This window comes from Polynucleobacter sp. es-MAR-4, assembly GCF_018882055.1.
Lineage (GTDB): Bacteria > Pseudomonadota > Gammaproteobacteria > Burkholderiales > Burkholderiaceae > Polynucleobacter.
This window is the reverse complement of the sequence record NZ_JACVPF010000001.1, coordinates 718,904-742,165: the sequence shown is the minus strand read 5'-3', so window position 1 is coordinate 742,165 and position 23,262 is coordinate 718,904. Positions and strand designations below refer to the sequence as shown.

Below are 23,262 nucleotides of genomic sequence, written 5' to 3'. Positions count from 1 at the left end.
AAACTCAATTTTAGCCGAATCGAGCTATTTTTCAGTCAAAAGCCTCAATTTACTTGAGGTAAAGTCACGCTATGAACACTCCAGCAAGCAACTCAACAAACACTTCCAAACCAAAGATTTTGGTCGCAAGGGCGATTTTCCCTGAAGCGCTAGCCAAATTAGAGGAATCCTATGAGGTCCGCTCCAACCAGTCAGACAAAATATTTACCCCGGACGAGCTTCAAAAGGCGCTTTCAGAGGTTGAGGGGGCTTTGGTTGCAGGTAGCGAGCGTATTGATGCTGCAGCCCTATCTCAGTCAAAAAATTTGAAGGTGGTGGCCAATATTTCCGTTGGCTATAACAACTTTGATGTTCCAGCGATTACTGCTGCTGGCGTGATGGCTACCAATACCCCTGATGTCCTTACGGATACAACAGCAGATTTTGGCTTTGCCTTGTTAATGGCAACTGCAAGGCGGATTACCGAATCTGAACATTGGGTGCGAGCCGGTAAGTGGGATCAATGGTCAATTGTGAATAACCCATTGGGCATGGATTTACATCACAGCACCGTTGGCATTATTGGTATGGGTCGCATTGGACGAGGAATTGCGAAACGCGCTTTGGGTTTTGGTATGAAAGTGATTTATCACAACCGCAGTCATCTCTCCGATGCTGATGAAAAAGCTTGTGGTGCCAGTTATGTTTCAAAAGAAGAATTACTCCGCACTGCTGATCATGTGGTGTTGGTGCTGCCTTACACCGCGCAAAATCACCATACGATTGGTGCCGCAGAAATTGCGATGATGAAACCCTCTGCAACCCTGATCAATATTGCCCGTGGCGGTATTGTGGATGATGTGGCTCTAGCGCATGCACTGCAAAGTGGAAAGATTTTTGCAGCAGGCTTAGATGTTTTTGAGGGTGAGCCTTCGGTGCATCCGGAGTTACTCAAGTGCAGCAATATTGTGCTAGCTCCGCACATTGCGAGCGCTACAGAAAAAACACGTAGAGCGATGGTGGATCTTGCAATAGAAAATTTACGAGCAGCCCTTGATGGAAAAAAACCACCAAGCTTAATTAATTCTGAAGTATTGAGCGCTTAAGTAAGAGAAGGTCAAATAAGCTGTAAAAAAACGAAGGCGACTGAGAAATTAGTCGGCTTCGATTTCTTCTGGAAGTTCGCGGAGAGCCAGTTCAATCCCACCAAATTTCCCTGCTACCCAGTTGTAGACCTTGCAAGCAATCCACAGTAAAGCAAAGCCCAGCAATGCATTCAGAATCAATGCGGACAGTACGGTAAATCCGGGAATGGCGCCGTCACGAATGAAGGCCACAAATAGGGCTAACAACACAATCGGTACAGAGAAGCAGAGGTAGACCAAAACCAGGGTTTTAGCAGTGTGCATTGGATCTACGAAGGCGATTTCTTTTTTGGTGAGTTTCATGAGGTGCAATCTTAAAGCAGTCCGTCGAAAAGCGCCACATCTACCCAGTCACCAGCGGCGACATTGCCTTGGTCGTGGGACAGAATGACAAAGCAATTAGCCTCGCTCATTGACCGTAAAATTCCTGCGCCTTGGCTGCCAGTCAGTTTGACTGTGGGCTTGCCGTCTGGGCCACGCACCAAGATGGCGCGTTGATATTCCGTCCGGCCTGGTCGCTTCCGAATGGGGGCCTCGGCAATCGCCTGCATCAGCGGCGGCTCAGTCTGGCTTGCGCCATTGAGTTGCAATAATGCAGAGCGAACAAACTGATAGAAGGTCACCATTACTGCTACTGGGTTACCGGGTAAACCAAAGAAGAGGGTCTTGTGCTTGGATCCTTGAACTGGCTTTAAAACTCCAAAGGCCATAGGGCGTCCTGGACGCATGGCAATCTTCCAGAATCCTACATCACCCAATTCCTGCATGATTTGTTTGGTGAAGTCTGCTTCGCCTGCGGAGACGCCTCCGGAAGAGATGAGTACATCCGCTTTGCTTGCTGCCTCTATAAATGCGGCCTTGAGTGATGCCGGGTCATCTCGCACAATTCCGCAATCAATGATTTCTAGATCAAGGCGCTTGAGTAGTCCGATCAGGCTATAGCGATTGCTATCGTAAATATTGCCAGCCTCTAAGGCCTCTCCCAGTGGGCGTAATTCATCGCCTGAAGACAAAATAGCGACTCGCAATTTGCGATGAACGTGTAATTCAGAAATACCGAGGGAAGCTGCTAGGCCGAGATCAGAAGGGCGCAATAAACGTCCTGCAGTAATTGCTGGCTTACCTCGCTGTAAGTCTTCTCCACGCAAGCGTCGGTTTTCACCGGGTTTCACTTGGTTTGCTTTGAATGACACGATCGAGCTATCACTAGGACTTTGGGTTTCTGTAAATTCTTGGGGAATCACGGTATCGCAGTCGTTTGGCATCAAAGCGCCAGTCATGATTTTGAGGCATTCCCCGGAATGAACGCTACCTTCATAAGGCTTGCCAGCATAAGCTGTACCTACAACTTTAAGGGTAACGAGGTCTTCACTGTTACCTAAGCAATCACCATGAAATGCAAAGCCATCCATTGCTGAGTTATCTGCGACTGGAACATCGATTGGCGAGAGTAGATCTTTTGCCAAAATACGATTGATTGCTTTGTCCAATGTAACGCATTGGATGGCATCAGAATCAACCTTCTCATGGGATTCAGCGATCAAGTCTTTCACTAGATCAGAGACCGCTATACGAGCTTGGTCAACATGTAGTGAGCCGCTGATATAAATCGGATCGCTCGGAGGAAGATGTTTTAAGTCGGACATGGTGACAATTTTTCTAAGGCCGTCAACTCATCGGGTGTGTTGACGTTAGCAAATGCTTGCGGGTTATCAAAAACCACAGTGCCAGATCGCAACTCTTTAAACCAGCGATCAATCTTTAAATCGCCTTTACTTAAAAAGGAGTCTAGGGAGTCTTTCAAGCTACTTTTCATTAAGCAGAAAACGGGTTGAGCCCATATCTTTCCATCAGCCTCTTTTGAGGATGCAAAGACGAGTTCTAAATTATTTTCTTCCAGTTCAATTGCCATATTTTTGGCGAGATCGCTTGGCAATAAAGGGGAGTCGCAAGGCGAGGTCAGTAGGTAGGGTGTTTTGCAATGCTTAAGGCCGACCGAGAATCCAGCTAATGGGCCAGAGAAATCAGGGGTTTCATCCATGAGAACTGGATATCCATAGTGCGAATACTTCGTAATGCTGCGGTTGGCATTAATCAGAATAGTGCTGACTTGAGGTTTGAGTCGACTAATGGCAGATTCAATCAGGGGTTTACCGTGAAACGGGATTAAACCCTTATCAATACCACCCATTCTTTGGGCTCGACCCCCCGCCAAAATGAGTCCAGTCATGTTTTCTGAAGTAATCATTAGCCGCCGATGTAAGACATCTCTACTTTTCGAGAGGAATTTGATCCGGCGGTATTTGAGCCTCGAATCTCTGAATAGTGGTCATTGCGAGCAGACCATGTAGACATAATGGCATTAGCAATTTCTAAATCACTTCTATCGGAACGCAATAGCGTTTTGAAATCAAAACCTTCATTTGCAAATAAGCAAAGATAGAGTTGACCATCTGTAGAGATACGCGCGCGCGTGCACTCATGGCAGAAAGTTTGCGTGACGCTAGAGATGAAGCCAATTTCGCCGGAGCCATCAACATAGCGCCAGCGCTGAGCTACTTCACCAGGATAGTTGGCTTCGATAGGTTCTATCGGAAAGATGGCGTTAATGCGATTGGCAACTTCTTGTGAGGGTAGTACTTGAGACATGTCCCAGCCGTTAGAGCTCCCTACATCCATGAATTCAATAAAGCGCAGGGTCACACCGCTTCCTTTGAAGTGTTTCGCCATGCCAATAATCTCTTGGTCGTTAGTACCCTTCTTAACCACCATATTGACTTTGAGATTAGTAAAGCCGGCTTCTTGTGCTGCGGCAATACCGTCGAGTACATCGGTGACTGGAAAATCGACATCATTCATTTTTTTGAAGATGTCATCATTCAGGCCATCAAGACTAATAGTCAGCCGATGTAAGCCTGCCGCTTTTAATGCGGCCGCTTTTTTGCGCAAAATACTGCCATTGGTGGTGAGTGTTAAATCCAGTGGCTTACCTGCCACGGTACGAATCTTGGAGAGCATCTCAACAAGCACCTCCAGATTTTTGCGTAGCAAGGGTTCCCCACCAGTCAGACGAATTTTTTCTACACCAAGCGTAGCGAAGATGGTTGTTAAGCGAGTGATTTCCTCGAAGCTCAACAAGTCGCTATGGGAGAGGTAGGGGTAGTCTTTGTCGAAGATTTCTTTCGGCATGCAGTACGTGCAGCGGAAATTGCAGCGATCAGTTACGGAGATTCGCAAATCACGTAGGGGACGTCCCCGCGTATCTTTGGTTGAAGTATTAGCGGCAATAAGCTGTCCAGGAATGGACGGCGTAAGGCCTTTGCCTTCATCTAAACGTATGGGGATTACTTTTTCAACCATGTCTAATTATGGCTGTGAAACGGTGTTTCTGCCAAACTGCCAAATATCCTTGTGGGATAAATAGCAGTCTGGAGAAATTGGATTAAACCGTTTTTTCTTGGCCGCCGGTTTCAACTAAAACCATTGGACCGTTTTGCAGGCTAACAGGTGCCTTAGGTGCGCGACCCAAGGACACAACTTCTGGCTCAGCCTGAATTTGAGATTGCGCTTGCGCATGCTTGCTGGAGTCTGTTGCAACCCAGACCATGCCAGCAGACTGAACTACGCTATGCAACGGCGTCTCTTCGAGTGCCTGGAAGGCAACCTTTGGGAGCTCGGGCACTGGCTTAGCAATTACCTCAATCGCAGAAGCACTTACTGTTGCAAGCGCTACCTGTGGGGCAGGTGCAGCAGCAGCGTTATCGGAACGATTGCTTTGACGTGGCGCACGTTGCTCTCTTGGCTCTCTAGGAGTACGTGGCGCACGCTCTTTCACTTCATTCGAAGCTGCTGGCGCAACTGTATTTCCAAAGCTTTGAGCAAGGTTCTGAATCGGCATGGAAGCAGATGCTCCAGCCATTCCTACTGGTGGGCCTGAGAATGAGGTTGCTATTGCAACAACAGAAGCAATCGCTGCATCACCGCTGGATTCAGTGCGCTCACCACGTTGACCACGACCACGACCGCGACGGTTACGACCACGACCACGACGCTCTTCACCATCCGCACTTGGTGCTGTATCAGTGCCGGGAGCAGCCTCAGTCGCTGGAGTTACCGCAGCTGGGTTTTCTGTCTTTGGATTTTGATTGTTCTGGTTGCGATTGCCGTTATTACCGTTGCGGTTGCGACCATCTTGACGACCTCTGCCTGAACCAGCTTCGCGTGGAGCATTTGTACCTTCGGCACTTGCTGCACCTTCAGCTGAGCGCTCGCCACGATCATTTCGTTCGCCACGACGACCGCGATTGCGGTTGTTGCCGTTACGATTGTTTTGATTGCGGCCACGTGGCGCACTTGGAGCGGGCTTTACTTCTGGTGCAGGTGATGAAGAGAATAAGCTCTTAATGAATCCGAAGAATCCACCGGAGCTAGCAGTTTCAGTATTCGCTTTTTCAGTACGCGCAGGACGCGGCTGACTTACTGGTGCTGGTGCATTTGGTGTAATGCCTTTTACAGCAGCTTCAGGACGAACTTTAACGTCAGCATCTTTGCGACTTACTGCAGTATCGGTCTCGAGCTCAGCAGCAGCTTCTTCAGCCATCACATAACTCGCTTTTTGATCATCAAGACGTGGATCATCATGACGCAAACGCTCAAGCTTGTAATGCGGGGTTTCTAAATGCTTATTTGGAATCATCAAGACGTTAACTTTGAAACGTGTCTCAATCTTGATAACTTCAGCGCGCTTCTCATTGAGCAAGAATGCAGCCACTTCGACTGGAACTTGTGAATGAATGGCGGCAGTATTTTCTTTCATTGCCTCTTCTTGGATGATGCGCAAGACTTGCAATGCAGAAGATTCGGTATCGCGGATATGGCCTGTGCCGTTACAACGCGGGCAGGTTACGTGGCTGCCTTCAGAGAGGGCAGGGCGTAAACGCTGGCGTGACATTTCCATTAAACCAAACTTGGAGATCTTACCCATTTGAACGCGAGCACGGTCATGGCGTAGAGCATCGCGTAAGCGATTCTCAACATCCTTTTGAGCCTTGCTCGATTCCATATCAATGAAGTCGATCACGATCAAGCCACCCAAGTCACGTAAACGTGCTTGACGGGCGATTTCATCGGCAGCCTCTAAGTTGGTGCGGGTTGCGGTCTCTTCAATATCGGAGCCGCGGGTTGCGCGTGCAGAGTTAACGTCAACTGAAACCAAGGCTTCAGTGTGGTCAATCACAATCGCGCCGCCTGAAGGCAATGGCACGGTGCGTGAGTAAGCAGTTTCAATTTGATGCTCAATTTGGAAGCGTGAGAACAATGGAACATCGTCTTGGTAGCGCTTCACTCTCGGAAGGTTATCTGGCATTACTACAGACATAAAGGCTGCAGCTTGCTCGTAGATGTCATCCGTATCGATGAGAATCTCGCCGATATCTGGTTGGAAGTAATCGCGGATTGCACGAATGACTAGACTTGACTCGAGGTAGATCAATAGCGGTGCTGAATTGCCTTTAGCGGCTTCATCAATCGCTGTCCACAATTGCATGAGGTAACTTAAGTCCCATTGCAGTTCTGTGGCGTCACGGCCAATACCAGCTGTGCGAGCAATGATGCTCATGCCATCCGGTACGTGTAATTGAGACATAGCTTCGCGGAGTTCTTGACGGTCTTCGCCTTCAATACGACGAGAAACGCCGCCTCCACGTGGGTTATTAGGCATTAATACCAAATAACGACCTGCTAAAGAGATGAAAGAGGTGAGAGCGGCGCCTTTTTGGCCGCGCTCTTCTTTTTCTACTTGAACAATGATTTCTTGGCCTTCGCGTAAAGCATCTTTAATAGAGGCATTGCGAACATCGATACCCTCCTTAAAGTAGGTGCGGGCAACTTCTTTAAATGGCAGGAAGCCATGGCGCTCTTCGCCGTAATTTACAAAGCAAGCTTCGAGCGAAGGCTCAATGCGGGTAATAACACCTTTGTAAATGTTGCCTTTGCGTTGTTCACGACCGGCAGCTTCGATATCGATATCGATGAGTTTTTGACCATCGACGATGGCAACTCGCAACTCTTCTTGTTGAGTTGCATTAAATAACATGCGTTTCATAACACTCTCCTATTGGGAGTGTGTCGCTGCGCGCTGCGTTAGGGACAAGTTAGATACCGCTTGGGCATAGCCCATTGGCGGCTTTGGAGTGTGGATCAAGCAAATCCAGGCACTTACTGCCTAGTACACCAAGTTCAATGTTGTTAAACCGGTGCCACACTTGACGATCGCCGCAGAGACCTCCTTTAGGTCATCAATGCAGGCGCGCGCCTGAAAACTGTCTTCTAATCGCGGGTCGCGGCATACGGCACACCAACCCTGCGCCTCATTACAACGGGGGAGGGGCAACCCCGGGAGTCTATTAAGGGCGACTCCAAGCTCCAAACCTGAATCAGGTTAATCTCGGGCCAATAAATTGGCTAGAGCGTTGATTATACGGCACAAGTTGAAGGACAATGGGGTATTGTTGAGTCCCTTGTCGACCCCTGTCGAGGTGACAAGAGAGATAAATCATGAAATCCGAACCCATTTCCAAGCCTTTACAGGCAAAAACCGCCGCTCCAGCTGCCGTTCATCTCCAGACCATTGGTCCAGAAGAGGCTGGCCAGCGTCTGGATAACTACCTGTTGCGTTGGGCTAAAGGGGTTCCCAAAAGTCACGTTTATCGAATTATTCGTTCTGGCGAAGTTCGAGTAAACAAGAAACGAGCTGAGCCGACTACACGCTTGGTTGAGGGCGACGTGGTCAGGGTCCCCCCAGTTCGGATTGCGGAACCCGCTCAAATGGCAGCAGTGAATACCGCCCAAACCAAGTCTCGGGCGCAGGGTTATTCCGACAAAATGCCGATTTTGTTTGAAGATGACGCCTTATTAATAGTGAATAAGCCTGCAGGTCTAGCAGTTCATGGAGGTTCAGGCATTGCTCTAGGCGTTATTGAGACTTTACGAATCACACGCCCGGAGCTCAAATTCTTGGAATTGGTCCATCGCTTAGATCGTGATACTTCTGGCGTATTGCTCTTGGCTAAAAAGCGCAGTGCTTTGGTGGAGTTACATCGTCAGATCCGCGAAGGGCAAACAGATAAGCGTTATTACTTGTTGGCCCATGGGGAGATTGCTCAAGGCGCGGGGACGATGCAGTTGAAGTTTGCGCTACATAAATACCTATTGGCTAATGGCGAGCGTCGCGTTCGGGTTGACCCAGATGGTTTGCCAAGCCATACCGCCTTGCGTGTCACTAAATTGATGAAGCGTGGAGAGGTAGCTATCACCCTGGCTGAAGCCCAGTTAAAAACAGGACGCACCCATCAAATCCGGGTACATCTCCAAAAATTGGGTCACTCGATTTTGGGTGACGATAAATATGGCTTTGAGGATCAGGACAAGATCGTGAAATCTAAGCGCCTATATTTGCATGCCCATTTAGCTGGATTTACTCATCCACGTACTGGCGAGAAAATGCGCATTGAATCACCGCTGCCCGCTGAATTTACGGCAATGATGAAAACTTTTGAAGTGCCTGCAGAAAAAAGCTAAGTGGTTCACACTGCTGAGAATGATTAAAGAAGAAAAACCCGATAGACGTTACGACCTGATTGTGTGGGATTGGGATGGAACCATCATGGACTCCACGCCGACGATCGTAAATTGCATTCAGCAGGCTTGCCGTGATTTAGGCTTTAAAGAGCCGGATGACACTTTGGCAAGCTCGGTTATTGGCTTGGGGATTCAGGACTCGCTCAGAAGGGCAGTGCCATGGATTGAGCCGGCACATTTCCCAAAACTGACTGAGCGCTTTCGTTATCACTACCTTGCTAAAGATCACGAGCTAGATTTATTTCCAGGTATTCGTGAGTTACTACACAGCTTGCGTGAGGATGGTTACCTATTGGGTGTTGCCACAGGTAAATCTCGCGTTGGATTGGATCGATCTTTAAAACATCATCAGCTTGAGCAGATGTTCCATGAGACACGCACTGCGGACGAATCCTTTTCCAAACCTCATCCTGGGATGCTCTTAGAGCTTTCGGATGTCATGCAAGTACCCATGCGTCGTATGCTCATGATTGGGGACACCACCCATGATTTAGATATGGCGGCAAATGCTGGTGTTGATGCGGTGGCGGTAACGTATGGCGCACATCCTCCGAGCACTTTAAAAGAAGCGCCATCACTGATTCATGTCGATGATGTTTCACAGCTAAGTCAATGGCTTAGCGACAATCTCACTGTTAAAAACTAGCCAGTAACTAAGGATTAAAAAGATGGATCACAATCAATCCGAGAACGCCACTCAAAATTGGGAGCGTCAAGCCCTTGAGCATTTATTGCTAGAGAATTTAAAAGAGACTCGCAAGGCGCGTCGCTGGAAAGCGGTATTTCGTATCCTCACTCTGATCGTCTTTATTGGCATAGTGTTGGCAGTATTTGATTTTCATCTGCCAGGGCGCGGCATGGGCATGGAGAAGCACACTGCCTTAGTCACAATAGAGGGGGAAATTTCTTCAAGCTCAATGGCCAATGCTTTGGATATTAATTCATCGTTAAACGCAGCATTTGAAAATGAAAATAGTGCTGGTGTGGTCTTGCGCATCAATAGTCCTGGTGGCTCCCCAGTTCAGGCTGGGATGATGAATGATGAAATCCATCGTCTACGTAAACTCTATCCAAGCAAGCCGTTTTATGTTGTTGTGGAAGATATCTGCGCTTCAGGTGGTTACTACGTTGCTGTTGCTGGTGATCAGATTTTGGTTGATAAGGCTAGCTTAGTGGGATCTATTGGCGTGATCATGGAGGGCTTTGGTTTCACTGGCTTGATGGACAAGTTAGGTGTAACTCGTCGCATGATTACTGCTGGCTCGAATAAGGGAATGATGGATCCGTTCTCCAAAGAAAATCCACAACAAGTGGAAATGATTAAAACCATGATCGATGAGATTCACCAGCAATTTATAGCAGTGGTGAAGGCAGGTCGTGGCGATCGCCTAAAAGAAACTCCAGAGATGTTCTCAGGCCGTGTTTGGAATGGCGAACAAGCAATCAAAATTGGTTTGGTGGATGGCTATGGAACGGTGGAGACTGTAGCGCGCGATATCTTTAAAGCACCAGATATTTTGGACTACACCATGAGAGAGAATTTTGCTGAACGTGTTGCTAAACGTTTTGGTGCAGAGGTTGGCGCTGCAGCCGGCAAGACTTTAATTAAGACTCCCGATCTAAAGTAAAAAAACGATAGATCAACAAGTTAGTAAAAACCTAGGCCAGCAATAGAAATACTGCTGGCCTGTTTTGTAGTGAGGCGCAGGCAGTTTCATTTGGGAAGCGCTTACGCCAGTCTGCAATCGAGAGTGTGGTGATGGTTTCGCTTGGGAGGCTGAGGTCCATACCAAGACACAGGAGTGATTGTGGTGATAGTGCATTAAGGCAGGCCATTAGCATTGCAGTATTGCGATATGGCGTCTCAATCCAAATTTGCGTCTGCTGTAATTTTCTAGATTCGGCTTCCAGCTGCTTAAGTCGTGCGATGCGGTCTTGCGCATCATGTGGAACATAACCCTGAAACGCAAAGCGCTGGCCATTTAAACCACTGGCCATCAGACCTAATAAAATAGAGCTTGGACCAACCATTGGTTTTACTTTAGCGCCTAGCTTATGCGCTGCTAGCACGAGCTCCGCACCGGGATCTGCAACACCAGGAACGCCTGCCTCTGACATGAGGCCCATATCTTTCCCTGCAATGAGTGGTTTGAGTAAATCCATTGGTTTAACGGCATCGCCATACTTGGCATTACGAGCAACACCGCGCCACTCACTCATTTGCATTTCTTGAATAGTGCAGGCTAAAGGTGAAACGCTATCGACCGCTTTTAAAAAAGCACGAGCTGTTTTTGCATCCTCAACAATCCAATGAACCAGCCTGGCAGTTCGAGCAATAGTTTCACTTGGCAATACCCAAGGTAACTGTTCAGCACGAGAATCATCGCCCAAAGTATTGGGAATTAGAAAGAGGGTGCCTAAGGTTGAGCTCATTTATTTAGTTTCGTTTTTTGTTTTTTCATTTCTTGGCTGGAATAACAAAGCCAGCTTCGCGCAAGAGGCCGCTCAGCACTATCAATGGCAGGCCAATTAATGCAGTGGGATCATTGCTCTTAATGGATTCCAAGAGTGAGATTCCTAAGCCTTCAGATTTGGCGCTACCAGCGCAGTCGTAGGGCTCTTCGGCATGGAGGTATGCCTCTAGAACATCATCCGATAGCATGCGAAAGGTAACTTCAGTAGGAACATTGACAGTTGTTTCTGCATCACCTTTCATGAGGCACAGAGCAGATTGAAAAATCACTGTCGCACCGCGCATGAGTTGTAGTTGCGCCATTGCGCGCTCAAAGTTCCCTGGCTTACCAATAGCTGCACCATGGAGGTCTGCCACTTGATCAGAGCCAATAACCCAGGCTTCGGGATGATCTTTTGCAACTGCCGCGGCCTTAGCTTTTGCTAGGCGCAAGGCTAACTCTAAGGTGCTTTCGCCGGGAAGAGGAGTTTCATCAACCTTTGGTGAGATGACATCAAAAGGGATGCGTAGGCGCTCTAAGAGCTCTCGACGATAGATCGAGGTGGATGCCAAAATTAGTTTTTTTGCAGAATTACTCATTGCTACTTGCACTTTCGCTGAAGCCTTCATTTAGACTGATGTCATGAATCGTAATCAAGTTTTACCTCAAGTTGAGCTATCCACCGATCCTAAAGCTTTGAGCCGGATCGATTTTTGCGCCCCCCAATCCTATCAAGGCGCTGGTTTTTTGGAGATTGCGGCCTTGCCAAGATTGGCTCAAGAGGCCTCCAGTATTGAGCCGGGGGATGGCTTTCATTGGCAAATTAAGACCCATTTTGCAGATTCTCCGGGTTCTGAGCCCCGGCAAATTCTAGAATTGGCGGTAAAAGGACGAATTCACGTGGTCTGTCAGAGCTGTTTGAAGGATTGCGGCCTAGATTTGGCTCAGGAGAGTCAATTCGTCATGGTGGCCACGGAGGAGGAGGCGGATGCGTTTCCTATAGAGGACGACCAGCAAGAGCCTTTGGTGGCAAGTCAGCACTTTGATCTGTTGGGCTTGATTGAGGATGAAATTCTCTTGTCTATGCCATTGATTCCAAAGCACCCTGAGGGGGCTTGCCAACCGCATGCCTCCTCATTTGGAGAGGCGGGGGAGGCTCCGGATGCCTCTGAAAACCCCCAAAATCCCTTTAACATATTGAAAAATATGAAGAAAAATTGATTGGACCACTCGCATTGGGAGTGGCTTTTCAAATCTGTTTTATCAATTAATCAAGCATTTAGCTCAATTTACATGCTAGAATGTCGCCTTGCTTAGGAGTTCAATATGGCCGTCCAACAGAATAAAAAATCCCCATCCAAACGTGGCATGCACCGTGCGCACGACTTTTTGACCGCACCTGCTACGGCTGTTGAAGCCACAACTGGTGAGGCTCATTTGCGCCACCACATTTCACCAAACGGCTACTACCGTGGTCGTAAAGTTGTTAAAACCAAAAACGACTAATTCTTTAGTCTAAAAGATAGAAGCGGCTCCAATAAAAGCCGCTTTTTTCTTTGAAAAAAACCACTTGCAGCAATACGTAATTTTATGAGCGTCACTCTTGCTATCGATGCCATGGGCGGAGATCACGGAGCAGTTGTTACAGTTCCCGCTTGTTGCGATTTCCTCGAAAAACATGCTGATGTGAAGATTGCCTTAGTTGGCAATCCGGAAGTTCTCAAGCAAGCCTTGAGTAAATTTCCAAAAGCGCCAATGGAGCGCATTCAAATTATTCCCGCCAGTGAAGTTGTCTTGATGGATGACCCCATTGAGGTGGCACTACGTCGTAAAAAAGATTCCTCCATGCGCGTTGCTATTGAGCAAGTTAAGGAAGGCGTAGCTGACGCAATTATTTCCTCTGGTAACACGGGTGCCTTAATGGCTATATCTCGATACATTCTCAAAACCCTTGAGGGTGTTGATCGCCCTGCGATTGCTACTGCGATCCCCAATGAAAAGGGCCGCGGTACCACCATGCTGGATCTCGGTGCGAATGCGGATTGCGAGCCTATGCATTTGGTGCAGTTTGCGCAAATGGCTAACGTAATGGTTCAAGTGGTGGATGGTACGCAAAACCCTTCAATCGGTCTTCTCAATATTGGTGAAGAAGTGATTAAGGGAAATGAAGTGGTGAAGCAGACGAGTGAGTTGCTGCGTCAAACAAATTTAAACTTTTACGGCAACGTCGAAGGCAATGATATTTTTAAGGGCACTACGGATATCGTGGTGTGCGATGGTTTTGTTGGTAACGTTGTTCTCAAAGCAAGCGAAGGCTTGGCGAAGATGATGAGCGGCTTAATCAAAGAAGAATTTAATCGATCGTGGCTTACCAAGTTAATGGCGGTCTGTGCCATGGTGCCATTGTTGCGTGTACGCAAGCGCGTGGATCATCGTCGTTATAACGGTGCTGTACTCTTAGGTTTGCGTGGTTGCGTGATTAAGAGTCATGGCTCAGCAGATCGCTTTGCATTTGGTTTTGCGCTTGACCGCGCATATGAGGCAGCAAAAAATCGCATGGTAGAGCGTATTGCTCAAGCTTTTGTGGCGGAGACAAAATAATCATGAGTACCTATTCACGGATAGCGGGAACTGGAAGCTATCTTCCAGAGCAGCGTTTAACTAATCAGGATCTCGTTGAGCGTTTAGCGAAGATTGGTCTTGAGACTAGTGATGAATGGATTGTGACTCGTAGCGGAATTTCTGCTCGTCACTTTGCTGCAGATAATCAACTCACCAGTGATTTAGCAGTCAAAGCTGCTGAAGCAGCATTGGAAGCTGCTGGCTGTACTTCAGAAGATCTTGATCTCATTATTTTGGCAACATCTACACCAGATCATTTGGGTGGCTTTCCAAGTACTGCTTGCGTAGTGCAAGATAAGTTAGGCGCCCACACCAATTGCGCGGCATTTGATGTCCAGGCAGTATGTGCCGGCTTTACTTATGCTCTCGCCATTGCAGATGCCTTTATTCGCACAGGCACTTACAAAAAAGTTTTAGTTCTCGGCGCAGAAACCTTCTCCCGTATTTTGGATTTCCAAGATCGCACGACTTCTGTTTTATTTGGTGATGGTGCTGGGGCAGTGGTTCTCGAAGCCTCGAAAGAGCCCGGGATTTTGGCAACAGCCTTACATGCTGACGGTAGTCAACGCGACATCCTCTGCGTTCCGGGTCGTGCAAAGCAGGGTGGTGTAGAAGGCTCCGCTTACTTAACTATGGATGGTCCTGCGGTATTTAAGTTGGCAGTCAAAGTGCTTGAGCAAGTTGCGCATGAGGCTTTAGAAAAAGCCAATCTCAAACCAGAACAAATTGATTGGTTGGTGCCACACCAAGCCAATATTCGTATCATGGAGAGCACGGCTCGTAAGATGGGTATGGCGATGGATAAAGTGATTGTGACTGTGCATGAGCACGGCAACACTTCTGCTGCATCTATTCCTCTTGCTTTGGATGCTGGCGTGCGATCCGGTCAAATTCAACGCGGTCAGCACCTCTTATTAGAGGGTGTGGGCGGCGGCTTTGCTTGGGGTGCAGTAGCAATTAAGTACTAAAGCAAAAAATACATTAATAACCATTCTTCAGCGATTATTCCTATGACATTTGCATTTGTATTTCCTGGCCAAGGTTCCCAATCAGTTGGGATGCTCAACACCATTGCTGATCGCCCTGAAGTTCGCGCGACTTTGCAAGAAGCCTCAGAAGCTTTGGGTGAAGATGTTGCAAAACTAATTGCTGAAGGTCCTGCCGAAGCGTTGTCACTAACCACCAACACGCAGCCTGTGATGTTGACTGCGGCAATTGCGTTTTATCGCGCTTGGTTAGCTTCTGGGGGCGCCGTTCCTCAAATGATGGCTGGCCATAGCTTGGGTGAATACTCTGCTTTAGTTGCTGCAGGCGTAATCTCTTTCAAGGATGCCGTGCCTTTGGTGCGCTTTCGTGCAGAAGCCATGCAGACAGCTGTACCAGTTGGCACAGGTGGCATGGCTGCGATCTTGGGTTTGGACGATGCGATTGTGAAGACGGTTTGTGCTGAAGCGGCTGCAGCCTCTGGTGGAGTAGTAGAGGCAGTGAACTTCAATGCTCCCGGACAAGTAGTAATAGCCGGTGGTAGCGATGCGGTGACTAAGGCCTGCGAGTTGCTCAAGGCAGCTGGCGCGAAACGCGCTTTGCCATTGCCAGTCTCTGCACCATTCCATTCATCGCTGCTACAGCCCGCCTCTGAAAAACTCAAAGGTTACTTAGCTGATATTGAATTTAAGGTTCCCACTATTTCTGTAGTTAATAACGTTGATGTGAATGTCCTCAATGATCCAGCGGCGATTAAAGATGCTTTAGTGCGTCAAGCCGCTAAGCCTGTGCGTTGGCAAGAGACTATCAATGCCATGGCACAGCAGGGCATTACCCAGGTGGTGGAATGTGGTCCTGGGAAGGTCTTGGCCGGGTTAACTAAGCGTATTAATGAGAATGTTGTTGGCATTCCTATTTTTGATGAAGCTAGCCTCACCGAAGCCTTGGCTACAGTAAAGTAAAAATTCAAATAAGAAACAATCAAGAAACAACGGAAGACAAATATGAATCTCGACTTAAGCGGACAAATTGCATTGGTAACCGGCGCATCTCGCGGTATTGGTCAAGCCATTGCGGATGAGTTGGTGAAATGTGGTGCCAAGGTAATTGGTACCGCTACTTCTGAAGATGGTGCCAAGGCTATCAATGCCCGTTTACAGGCGAGCGGTGGTCGTGGTGAAGTATTGAATGTGACTGACCCAAAGGCTTGTGAGGACATCATTGATTTGATCGTCAAGGATTTTGGCGGCATCAATATTTTGGTGAATAACGCAGGCATCACTCGCGATAACCTCGCTATGCGTATGAAGACAGATGAGTGGACTGATGTCATCGACACTAATTTAAGTGCAGTTTTTCGCTTGTCACAGGCGGTAATGCGCCCAATGATGAAGGCGCGTGCTGGTCGCATTATCAATATCACCTCGATTGTTGGTCATATGGGTAATCCTGGGCAGGCCAATTACGCCGCTGCTAAATCTGGTGTTTCAGGGATGACTCGCGCCTTGGCTCGTGAAATCGGTAGTCGCAATATCACCGTGAACTGTGTGGCACCTGGCTTTATTGATACCGATATGACGCGTGCTTTGAGCGAAGAGCAGCAAAATAGCCTAAAAGCGAATATTCCTTTGGCTCGCCTAGGCAGCCCGGAGGATGTAGCTCAGGCGGTGGCGTTTTTGGCCTCTCCAGCCGCTGGATACATCACTGGGAACACCTTGCATGTCAATGGCGGCCTCTATTTAGCCTAAAAATACAGCAGAAATTTGATCATTTTTTGGCGGATTTACTAATTTAGCCCGCCAAGCTGATAAAATCCTTTTCATCGTTTTTTTACAACCCTTGGGGGAATTAATGGATAACATCGAACAACGCGTTAAGAAGATCGTCGCTGAGCAATTGGGCGTCGCAGAAGCAGATATCAAAAATGAATCTTCTTTTGTGAACGACTTAGGCGCAGACTCTCTTGACACTGTTGAATTAGTAATGGCTTTGGAAGACGAATTCGGAATTGAAATTCCGGATGAGGAAGCTGAAAAAATCACTACTGTTCAGCTCGCTATCGATTTTGCTCAGTCAAAAGCTCAGGGTTAATTCCCTAGCTTAGTTAAAAGCTATTACTGTGTCAGCATCAAATGGCCGTCGCCGGGTTGTTGTTACCGGCTTGGGCCTAATTTCACCAGTTGGTAACTCGGTTGATGTAGCTTGGTCTAATTTGCTCGCGGGTAAATCAGGCATCGCTACCATCACTAAGTTTGACCACACTCCGCTCAGCGTGCACTTCGCTGGCGAGGTGAAAGATTTCAATGTCGAAGAATATGTTTCTGCCAAAGAGGCACGCCACATGGATACCTTTATCCATTACGGCATTGCTGCTGGCACGCAAGCGATTCGCGATAGCGGTTTACAGGTAACGGAAGAGAACGCTGAGCGCGTTGGTGTCATGGTTGGTTCAGGCATCGGTGGTTTGCCGATGATTGAAGAGACTGGCGCTGAATTATTAGCTCGCGGACCTCGCCGCATCTCCCCATTCTTTGTGCCAGGCTCAATCATCAATATGATCTCTGGTCACCTCAGCATCTTGTTTGGCCTCAAAGGTCCAAACGTTGCTGCAGTGACGGCTTGCACTACTGGCTTACACAGTATTGGATTGGCCGCACGCTTAATCCAGTATGGCGATGCTGATGTGATGGTTGCGGGTGGCGCTGAATCTACGATTTCCGCATTAGGTGTTGGCGGCTTTGCTTCAGCTCGTGCGCTATCTACTCGTAATGATGACCCTGCAACAGCTTCACGCCCATGGGATAGAGATCGTGATGGTTTTGTTCTAGGCGAGGGCGCTGGTGTTGTGGTGCTTGAAGAGTATGAGCACGCAAAAGCGCGTGGCGCAAAAATCTACTGCGAACTCTTGGGCTTCGGTATGAGTGGCGATGCGTATCACATGACTGCCCCCAATATGGATGGCCCACGTCGTTGCATGGTGAATGCAATGCGCGATGCGGGTTTGAATGCCGATCAGATTCAATACATTAATGCGCACGGTACTTCGACACCTTTGGGTGATAAGAACGAAACCGGCGCCATCAAGGCTGCTCTTGGCGATCATGCTAAGAAGACGCTGATTAACTCTACTAAGTCGATGACTGGCCACCTTTTGGGCGGTGCGGGCGGCTTGGAATCTGTATTTACTATTCTGGCTCTACATAACCAGAAGTCTCCACCAACAATCAACATCTTCAATCAAGATCCAGAGTGCGATTTGGACTACTGCGCCAATACTGCTCGTGACGTGAAGATCGACCATGCCGTCAAAAACAACTTTGGCTTTGGGGGTACTAACGGTACCTTGATTTTTGGCAAACTGACCTAATATTCTTACTGGGTTATTTCTTTTCTTCGTTTCTTCAATTATTGGTTTTTACCAAGCAGGTCTATAGCATTATGAAAAAGTACCTTATTGCGCTCTTGGCTATCTTCAGCTTGGGGCAATTCGCATTTATTCCTCAGGCCTCTGCTCAGAGCCCACGTGTTTCTATTCCAGATTTTGCTGATCTGGTTGAGCGCGCCAGTCCGGCTGTAGTGAATATTCGTACTACTGAAAAAGTGATGCAGCAACAAGCTCAGGGTGGCTTTCCCGGGATGCCTGAGGAGCAAGCAGAGTTCTTCCGCCGCTTCTTTGGTGTACCTATTCCAGGCTTGCCTAGCGGGCCTAAGCAAGCCCAACCAAATTCCGGTAAGCCGCAAGAAGCAGATCGCGGTGTAGGTTCCGGCTTCATTATTGAATCCAATGGTTTGATTTTGACGAATGCCCACGTAGTTGAGGGTGCGAATACCATTTACGTTACCTTGACTGACAAGCGTGAGTACAAGGCAAAGTTGCTAGGTATGGATAAGCGTACTGATGTGGCAGTCGTCAAAATCGATGCGCGTGATTTGCCTAAGCTGCCACTGGGTGACTCTTCTCGTGTGAGGGTAGGTGAGTGGGTATTGGCTATTGGCTCGCCATTTGGCTTGGAAAATACCGTGACTGCAGGCATCGTGTCCGCCAAGAGTCGTGACACTGGTGATTATTTGCCCTTCATTCAGACGGACGTAGCGGTTAACCCCGGTAACTCTGGTGGCCCCTTGTTAAATACAGCAGGACAGGTGATTGGCATTAACTCACAAATTTTTAGTCGCTCTGGTGGATACATGGGTATCTCATTTGCGATTCCGATTGATGAGGCGATGCGGGTTGCAGATCAACTGCGTACCAATGGAAAAATGACTCGTGGCCGTATTGGCGTTGCTTTAGGCGAGATGACGAAAGAAATTGCGGAAAGCTTGGGCTTGGGTAAACCCCGTGGAGCCTATGTGCGTAACGTTGAGCCGGGCGGCCCAGCAGCTGCAGGTGGGATTGAGTCTGGGGATGTGATCCTCAGCTTCAATGGTCGTGATATTGGTAAATCTACAGATCTTCCTAGGGTAGTTGGCGAAACTAAGCCAGGCTCTAGCGCCTCAGTACAGGTTTGGCGCAAAGGGACTACCAAGGATTTAATGGTGACTGTTGCGGACACCGAGGCAGGGCAGGCCGCCGTGAAGAAGTCCGATAACTCGGGCTCATCGGGCGGGAATGCGAATTCTCTTGGGGTCATAGTTTCTGAGCTCTCAGACAGCAAGAAGAAGGAGCTCAATATCCGTGGTGGCGTAGAGGTTACCGGCCTAGGAGAGGGTCCTTTGGTACGTGCAGGGGTACGTCCTGGGGATGTGATTATCCGGATTGCAGATGCCGACATTACCGGGGTAAAGCAGTTTGAGAGCCTGGTGAAGGGTTTGGACTCCACTAAGGCTGTCCCAGTTTTTGTGCGGCGGGCCGATAGCACCATGATTATTCCGGTAAGGCCAAAATAAGCCAAAACCTGGGGTTTTGGATGAAATAAACGGGTTTGGCGCTATTTTGGCGCCACCCATTACAATCACTTTAAGACGGCTTTTTGCAGCGCATCATCGTGGTGCGTTCTGACAAGGCGTTTTTTGAAGACCACATAAGACGCTATGGATTTAATCCGCAATTTTTCTATCATCGCCCACATTGATCACGGCAAATCAACGCTTGCTGATCGCATCATTCAACTCTGTGGCGGTCTCTCCGATCGTGAAATGGAAGCTCAGGTTCTAGATTCGATGGATATCGAACGTGAGCGTGGCATCACTATTAAGGCGCAAACAGCCGCGCTGACTTATAAATCTAAAGACGGTAAAACCTACAACATCAATTTAATTGATACGCCAGGGCACGTCGACTTCTCCTATGAAGTGAGTCGCTCTCTATCAGCATGCGAAGGCGCGCTTTTGGTAGTGGATGCCAGTCAAGGCGTTGAGGCGCAAACGGTTGCTAACTGCTACATGGCGCTGGAACTGGGTGTGGAAGTAGTCCCAGTTCTCAATAAAATTGATTTGCCGCAGGCTGATCCCGAGCGCGCTAAAAAAGAAATTGAAGATGTCATTGGTATCGATGCATCGGAAGCGGTGACCTGTTCGGCCAAGACGGGATTAGGTGTGGAGGATGTCATTGAAGAAATGATTGCTCGCGTACCTCCACCAAAAGGTAATGCAGCAGATCCTCTACAAGCTTTAATCATCGACTCTTGGTTTGATAATTATGTTGGTGTGGTGATGCTGGTGCGCGTTGTCAATGGCACCCTTAAGCCAAAAGAAAAAATAACCCTGATGTCCAATGGTTCAAGCCACTTAGTCGAGCACGTTGGCGTATTTAGTCCAAAGTCTGTGGATCGCCCAGAGCTGTCAGCTGGTCAGGTGGGTTTTGTAATTGCCGGTATTAAAGAGTTAAAAGCTGCCAAGGTGGGCGATACAGTTACCCATACTCCTGGGCAGCAAGGTCGAGTTCCTGCGAGCGAGCCTCTGCCTGGTTTTAAAGAGGTGAAGCCCCAGGTCTTTGCTGGCCTATACCCAGTAGAGTCGAGTGAATACGACCAACTGCGCGAATCTTTAGAGAAGCTCCAGTTAAATGATGCTTCACTCTTGTATGAGCCTGAGGTTTCTCAAGCGCTAGGTTTTGGATTCCGTTGCGGCTTCTTGGGGCTGCTGCACATGGAGATTGTGCAAGAACGCTTAGAGCGTCAGTACGGTATGAATCTCATTACTACCGCACCAACGGTGGTGTATCAGGTAGAGCAGTCTGATGGCACGATCCTGTCGGTAGACAACCCATCCAAGATGCCAGAGGCCAGCAAGATCAATACGATTCTTGAGCCAATCGTGACAGTTAATCTGTATATGCCACAAGAGTATGTGGGCGCGATCATTACCCTGTGCGTTGGCAAGCGCGGCATTCAGATGGATATGAATTACCTTGGCCGTCAAGTGAAGCTCACGTATGAGTTGCCAATGGCTGAGATCGTTTTAGACTTCTTTGACAAAATGAAATCCATTTCTCGTGGCTATGCCTCCATGGATTACGAGTTCAAAGAATATCGTCCGGCCGATGTGGTTAAGGTCGACATTCTGATTAATAGCGAGCGAGTAGATGCGCTGTCGGTGATTGTTCACCGTAGTAATAGCCAACATCGTGGGCGCGAAGTGGTTGCTAAGATGCGTGGCATTATTCCGCGTCAAATGTTTGATGTGGCTATTCAGGCGGCAATTGGTAGCAACATCGTTGCCCGTGAAAACGTAAAGGCCTTACGCAAAAACGTATTGGCTAAGTGTTACGGTGGCGATATTTCTCGTAAACGCAAATTGTTAGAGAAGCAAAAAGAAGGTAAGAAGCGCATGAAGCAGGTAGGCAACGTGGAGATTCCACAGGAAGCCTTCTTAGCTATTTTGCAGGTAGACGATTAATGAATTTTGCTCTCATCCTATTTGTATTGGTGGTGGTCTCAGGCATTGCCTGGATTGCTGACCGCTATTACTTCGCTCCGCAAAGACGCATTGCTGGAATCGATCGCATGCCATTGTGGTTGGAATACACGGCTGGTTTCTTCCCAGTCATTTGTGCAGTATTTGTCTTACGCTCATTTCTTGTAGAGCCATTCAAAATTCCATCGGGCTCCATGATCCCGACACTGCAGATTGGTGACTTCATTCTGGTGAATAAATTTACTTACGGCATTCGTTTACCAGTAATCAATCAGAAGGTGGTTGATCTAGGCACTCCGCAACGTGGAGATGTCGTGGTATTTCGTTATCCTCGTGATGAATCAATTGACTACATCAAGCGTGTTGTAGCTTTGCCTGGTGACACCATTACCTATCAAGATAAGCGTTTAACGGTGAATGGTCAGCCGCTTCAATATAGCGGTGGTGAACCTTATTTGGACCCAGAAAACATGCGTTACGCCAAACGATTTGCAGAATCCTTCCCTGCAGATTTGGGTGGCAATAAGCATGAGATTCTGAATGATCCTGATCGACCTGCCGGCATGTTCCCTGCAGAACGTTTCCCTGGATTTGAAAACTGCCAATATATCAATGCTGGTCTCACTTGTAAGGTGCCGGCTGGACACTACTTCGCCATGGGTGATAACCGCGATAACAGTGCTGATTCTCGTTACTGGGGATTTGTGCCGGATAAAAATATTGTCGGTAAGGCATTCTTTGTTTGGTTGAACCTCGGAAATCTTGGCCGTATTGGCGGCTTCGAATAAAGCTATGAATGCCCGCGCTGCCATCGAGACTGCACCGCTACAAGCGCAAATAGGCTATACCTTTAAAAAACTAGAGCTGCTGAACCAAGCTCTCACTCATCGCAGTCACAGCAAGAAGAATAACGAGCGCTTAGAGTTTTTAGGTGACTCCATTCTGAATTGTGTCGTCGCTGAAATGCTCTATGAGCGTTATTCGGATTTAGATGAGGGCGATCTTTCCCGCGTGCGAGCTAACTTAGTCAAGCAACAAGCGCTCTATGAAATCGCTCAGACATTATCGCTATCGGACTATCTTCGCTTAGGTGAGGGGGAGTTAAAGAGTGGTGGCTTCCGTCGTCCATCTATTTTGGCTGACACACTTGAGGCAGTGACTGGTGCCATATTTTTAGACGGTGGATTTGATGCTGCTAAGACCTGTTTGCGGAAACTCTATTCCATCATTCTGGCTAATGTGGATCCGAAGACTTTAGGTAAAGACGACAAAACTTTATTGCAAGAGTGTTTGCAAAGTTATCAATTGCCATTGCCAACTTATAACGTGACTGGTACCAGTGGCGCAGCCCATAATCAGCAATTCGAGGTGGAGTGCTTAATACCCAACCTCAAGGTATCCGTTAAGGGTGAGGGCGCATCTAGACGCGCAGCAGAGCAGGCGGCTGCGAAGATAGCTTTAATTGCTGCATTAAAAGCTTTGCCACAAGAGTTGGGTAAACCTAAAAAGACTCGGTCAGCGAAAAAGAAAGCAGCAAAAAAAGTAGCAACCGAAGAACAGTTAAATCTTAAGCTGAAGGGCTAATC

At 48.0% G+C, this 23,262-nt stretch carries 23 protein-coding genes; 16 read left to right on the top strand and 7 right to left on the bottom strand.

Annotation, left to right across the window (positions count from 1 at the left end; all coding sequences use genetic code 11):
• The first annotated feature begins 71 nt into the window (after positions 1-71).
• The gene (locus ICN16_RS03725) at positions 72-1,085 is read left to right on the top strand and encodes a D-glycerate dehydrogenase (RefSeq protein WP_216134198.1); all 1,014 of its coding nucleotides are present in this window, start codon (positions 72-74) and stop codon (positions 1,083-1,085) included.
• A gap of 48 nt (positions 1,086-1,133) precedes the next feature.
• On the opposite strand, the gene ICN16_RS03720 is transcribed toward ICN16_RS03725, so the two are convergent.
• From ICN16_RS03720 to ICN16_RS03700, 5 genes are all read right to left on the bottom strand, one after another.
• Positions 1,134-1,427: a hypothetical protein gene (locus ICN16_RS03720; protein WP_015421612.1), complete on the bottom strand. Its 294-nt coding sequence runs from the start codon at positions 1,425-1,427 to the stop codon at positions 1,134-1,136.
• Between the two features lie 11 nt (positions 1,428-1,438).
• Positions 1,439-2,770 carry a gephyrin-like molybdotransferase Glp gene (gene glp, locus ICN16_RS03715; RefSeq protein WP_216134195.1) on the bottom strand — a complete coding sequence of 444 codons (1,332 nt, stop codon included), beginning with the start codon at positions 2,768-2,770 and terminating at the stop codon, positions 1,439-1,441.
• Positions 2,758-3,372: a molybdenum cofactor guanylyltransferase MobA gene (gene mobA / locus ICN16_RS03710; protein ID WP_216134188.1), complete on the bottom strand. Its 615-nt coding sequence runs from the start codon at positions 3,370-3,372 to the stop codon at positions 2,758-2,760. The genes glp and mobA overlap by 13 nt, the downstream gene beginning before the upstream one ends.
• Entirely contained in the window at positions 3,372-4,484 is a 1,113-nt protein-coding gene (gene moaA / locus ICN16_RS03705) for a GTP 3',8-cyclase MoaA (RefSeq protein ID WP_216134185.1), read from the bottom strand. Before moaA ends, mobA begins: the two co-directional genes overlap by 1 nt.
• 82 nt (positions 4,485-4,566) lie before the next feature.
• Positions 4,567-7,227, bottom strand: a complete 2,661-nt coding sequence (locus tag ICN16_RS03700) for an Rne/Rng family ribonuclease (RefSeq protein WP_216134181.1) — start codon at positions 7,225-7,227, stop codon at positions 4,567-4,569.
• 452 nt (positions 7,228-7,679) lie between these two features.
• Between ICN16_RS03700 and ICN16_RS03695 the strand changes: the two genes are divergently transcribed.
• The 3 genes from ICN16_RS03695 to ICN16_RS03685 are packed head-to-tail and all read left to right on the top strand — an operon-like array spanning position 7,680 to position 10,390.
• Positions 7,680-8,702 (top strand): RluA family pseudouridine synthase, encoded by a 1,023-nt coding sequence (locus ICN16_RS03695; RefSeq protein WP_216134179.1) that lies wholly within the window; start codon positions 7,680-7,682, stop codon positions 8,700-8,702.
• Positions 8,703-8,721: 19 nt separating this feature from the next.
• Positions 8,722-9,408, top strand: coding sequence for an HAD-IIIA family hydrolase (locus ICN16_RS03690; RefSeq protein ID WP_216134177.1), 687 nt, complete (start codon positions 8,722-8,724; stop codon positions 9,406-9,408).
• Positions 9,409-9,430: 22 nt separating this feature from the next.
• Complete coding sequence (locus tag ICN16_RS03685) at positions 9,431-10,390, top strand: S49 family peptidase (RefSeq protein WP_216134175.1); 960 nt, start codon at positions 9,431-9,433, stop codon at positions 10,388-10,390.
• Between the two features lie 31 nt (positions 10,391-10,421).
• On the opposite strand, the gene ICN16_RS03680 is transcribed toward ICN16_RS03685, so the two are convergent.
• The gene (locus tag ICN16_RS03680; RefSeq protein WP_216134173.1) at positions 10,422-11,195 is read right to left on the bottom strand and encodes an SAM-dependent methyltransferase; all 774 of its coding nucleotides are present in this window, start codon (positions 11,193-11,195) and stop codon (positions 10,422-10,424) included.
• Positions 11,196-11,220: 25 nt separating this feature from the next.
• Positions 11,221-11,814: a Maf family nucleotide pyrophosphatase gene (locus ICN16_RS03675; RefSeq protein WP_216134171.1), complete on the bottom strand. Its 594-nt coding sequence runs from the start codon at positions 11,812-11,814 to the stop codon at positions 11,221-11,223.
• Positions 11,815-11,857: 43 nt separating this feature from the next.
• On the opposite strand from ICN16_RS03675, the gene ICN16_RS03670 reads away from it, so the two are divergent.
• The 12 genes from ICN16_RS03670 (at position 11,858) to rnc (ending at position 23,260) form a co-directional block, all read left to right on the top strand.
• Complete coding sequence (locus ICN16_RS03670; protein WP_216134169.1) at positions 11,858-12,436, top strand: YceD family protein; 579 nt, start codon at positions 11,858-11,860, stop codon at positions 12,434-12,436.
• A 105-nt stretch (positions 12,437-12,541) separates the two neighbouring features.
• Positions 12,542-12,721, top strand: coding sequence for a 50S ribosomal protein L32 (gene rpmF, locus ICN16_RS03665; protein ID WP_011902241.1), 180 nt, complete (start codon positions 12,542-12,544; stop codon positions 12,719-12,721).
• A gap of 84 nt (positions 12,722-12,805) precedes the next feature.
• On the top strand, positions 12,806-13,816 hold the full coding sequence (gene plsX, locus ICN16_RS03660; protein ID WP_216134167.1) for a phosphate acyltransferase PlsX: 1,011 nt from the start codon (positions 12,806-12,808) through the stop codon (positions 13,814-13,816).
• Positions 13,817-13,818: 2 nt separating this feature from the next.
• Positions 13,819-14,805, top strand: coding sequence for a beta-ketoacyl-ACP synthase III (locus ICN16_RS03655; RefSeq protein WP_216134154.1), 987 nt, complete (start codon positions 13,819-13,821; stop codon positions 14,803-14,805).
• Between the two features lie 42 nt (positions 14,806-14,847).
• Complete coding sequence (gene fabD / locus ICN16_RS03650) at positions 14,848-15,783, top strand: ACP S-malonyltransferase (protein ID WP_216134152.1); 936 nt, start codon at positions 14,848-14,850, stop codon at positions 15,781-15,783.
• A 42-nt stretch (positions 15,784-15,825) separates the two neighbouring features.
• Positions 15,826-16,569: a 3-oxoacyl-ACP reductase FabG gene (fabG, locus tag ICN16_RS03645; protein ID WP_015421598.1), complete on the top strand. Its 744-nt coding sequence runs from the start codon at positions 15,826-15,828 to the stop codon at positions 16,567-16,569.
• 103 nt (positions 16,570-16,672) lie between these two features.
• Positions 16,673-16,912, top strand: coding sequence for an acyl carrier protein (gene acpP / locus ICN16_RS03640; RefSeq protein WP_015421596.1), 240 nt, complete (start codon positions 16,673-16,675; stop codon positions 16,910-16,912).
• A 28-nt stretch (positions 16,913-16,940) separates the two neighbouring features.
• Entirely contained in the window at positions 16,941-18,188 is a 1,248-nt protein-coding gene (gene fabF, locus ICN16_RS03635) for a beta-ketoacyl-ACP synthase II (protein ID WP_015421595.1), read from the top strand.
• A 71-nt stretch (positions 18,189-18,259) separates the two neighbouring features.
• The gene (locus ICN16_RS03630) at positions 18,260-19,708 is read left to right on the top strand and encodes a DegQ family serine endoprotease (protein ID WP_216134144.1); all 1,449 of its coding nucleotides are present in this window, start codon (positions 18,260-18,262) and stop codon (positions 19,706-19,708) included.
• Positions 19,709-19,852: 144 nt separating this feature from the next.
• Positions 19,853-21,658: a translation elongation factor 4 gene (gene lepA, locus ICN16_RS03625; RefSeq protein ID WP_216134142.1), complete on the top strand. Its 1,806-nt coding sequence runs from the start codon at positions 19,853-19,855 to the stop codon at positions 21,656-21,658.
• Positions 21,658-22,464 carry a signal peptidase I gene (gene lepB, locus ICN16_RS03620; RefSeq protein WP_216134138.1) on the top strand — a complete coding sequence of 269 codons (807 nt, stop codon included), beginning with the start codon at positions 21,658-21,660 and terminating at the stop codon, positions 22,462-22,464. The genes lepA and lepB overlap by 1 nt, the downstream gene beginning before the upstream one ends.
• Before the next feature lie 4 nt (positions 22,465-22,468).
• Entirely contained in the window at positions 22,469-23,260 is a 792-nt protein-coding gene (gene rnc, locus ICN16_RS03615; protein WP_216134128.1) for a ribonuclease III, read from the top strand.
• Positions 23,261-23,262 lie beyond the last annotated feature (2 nt).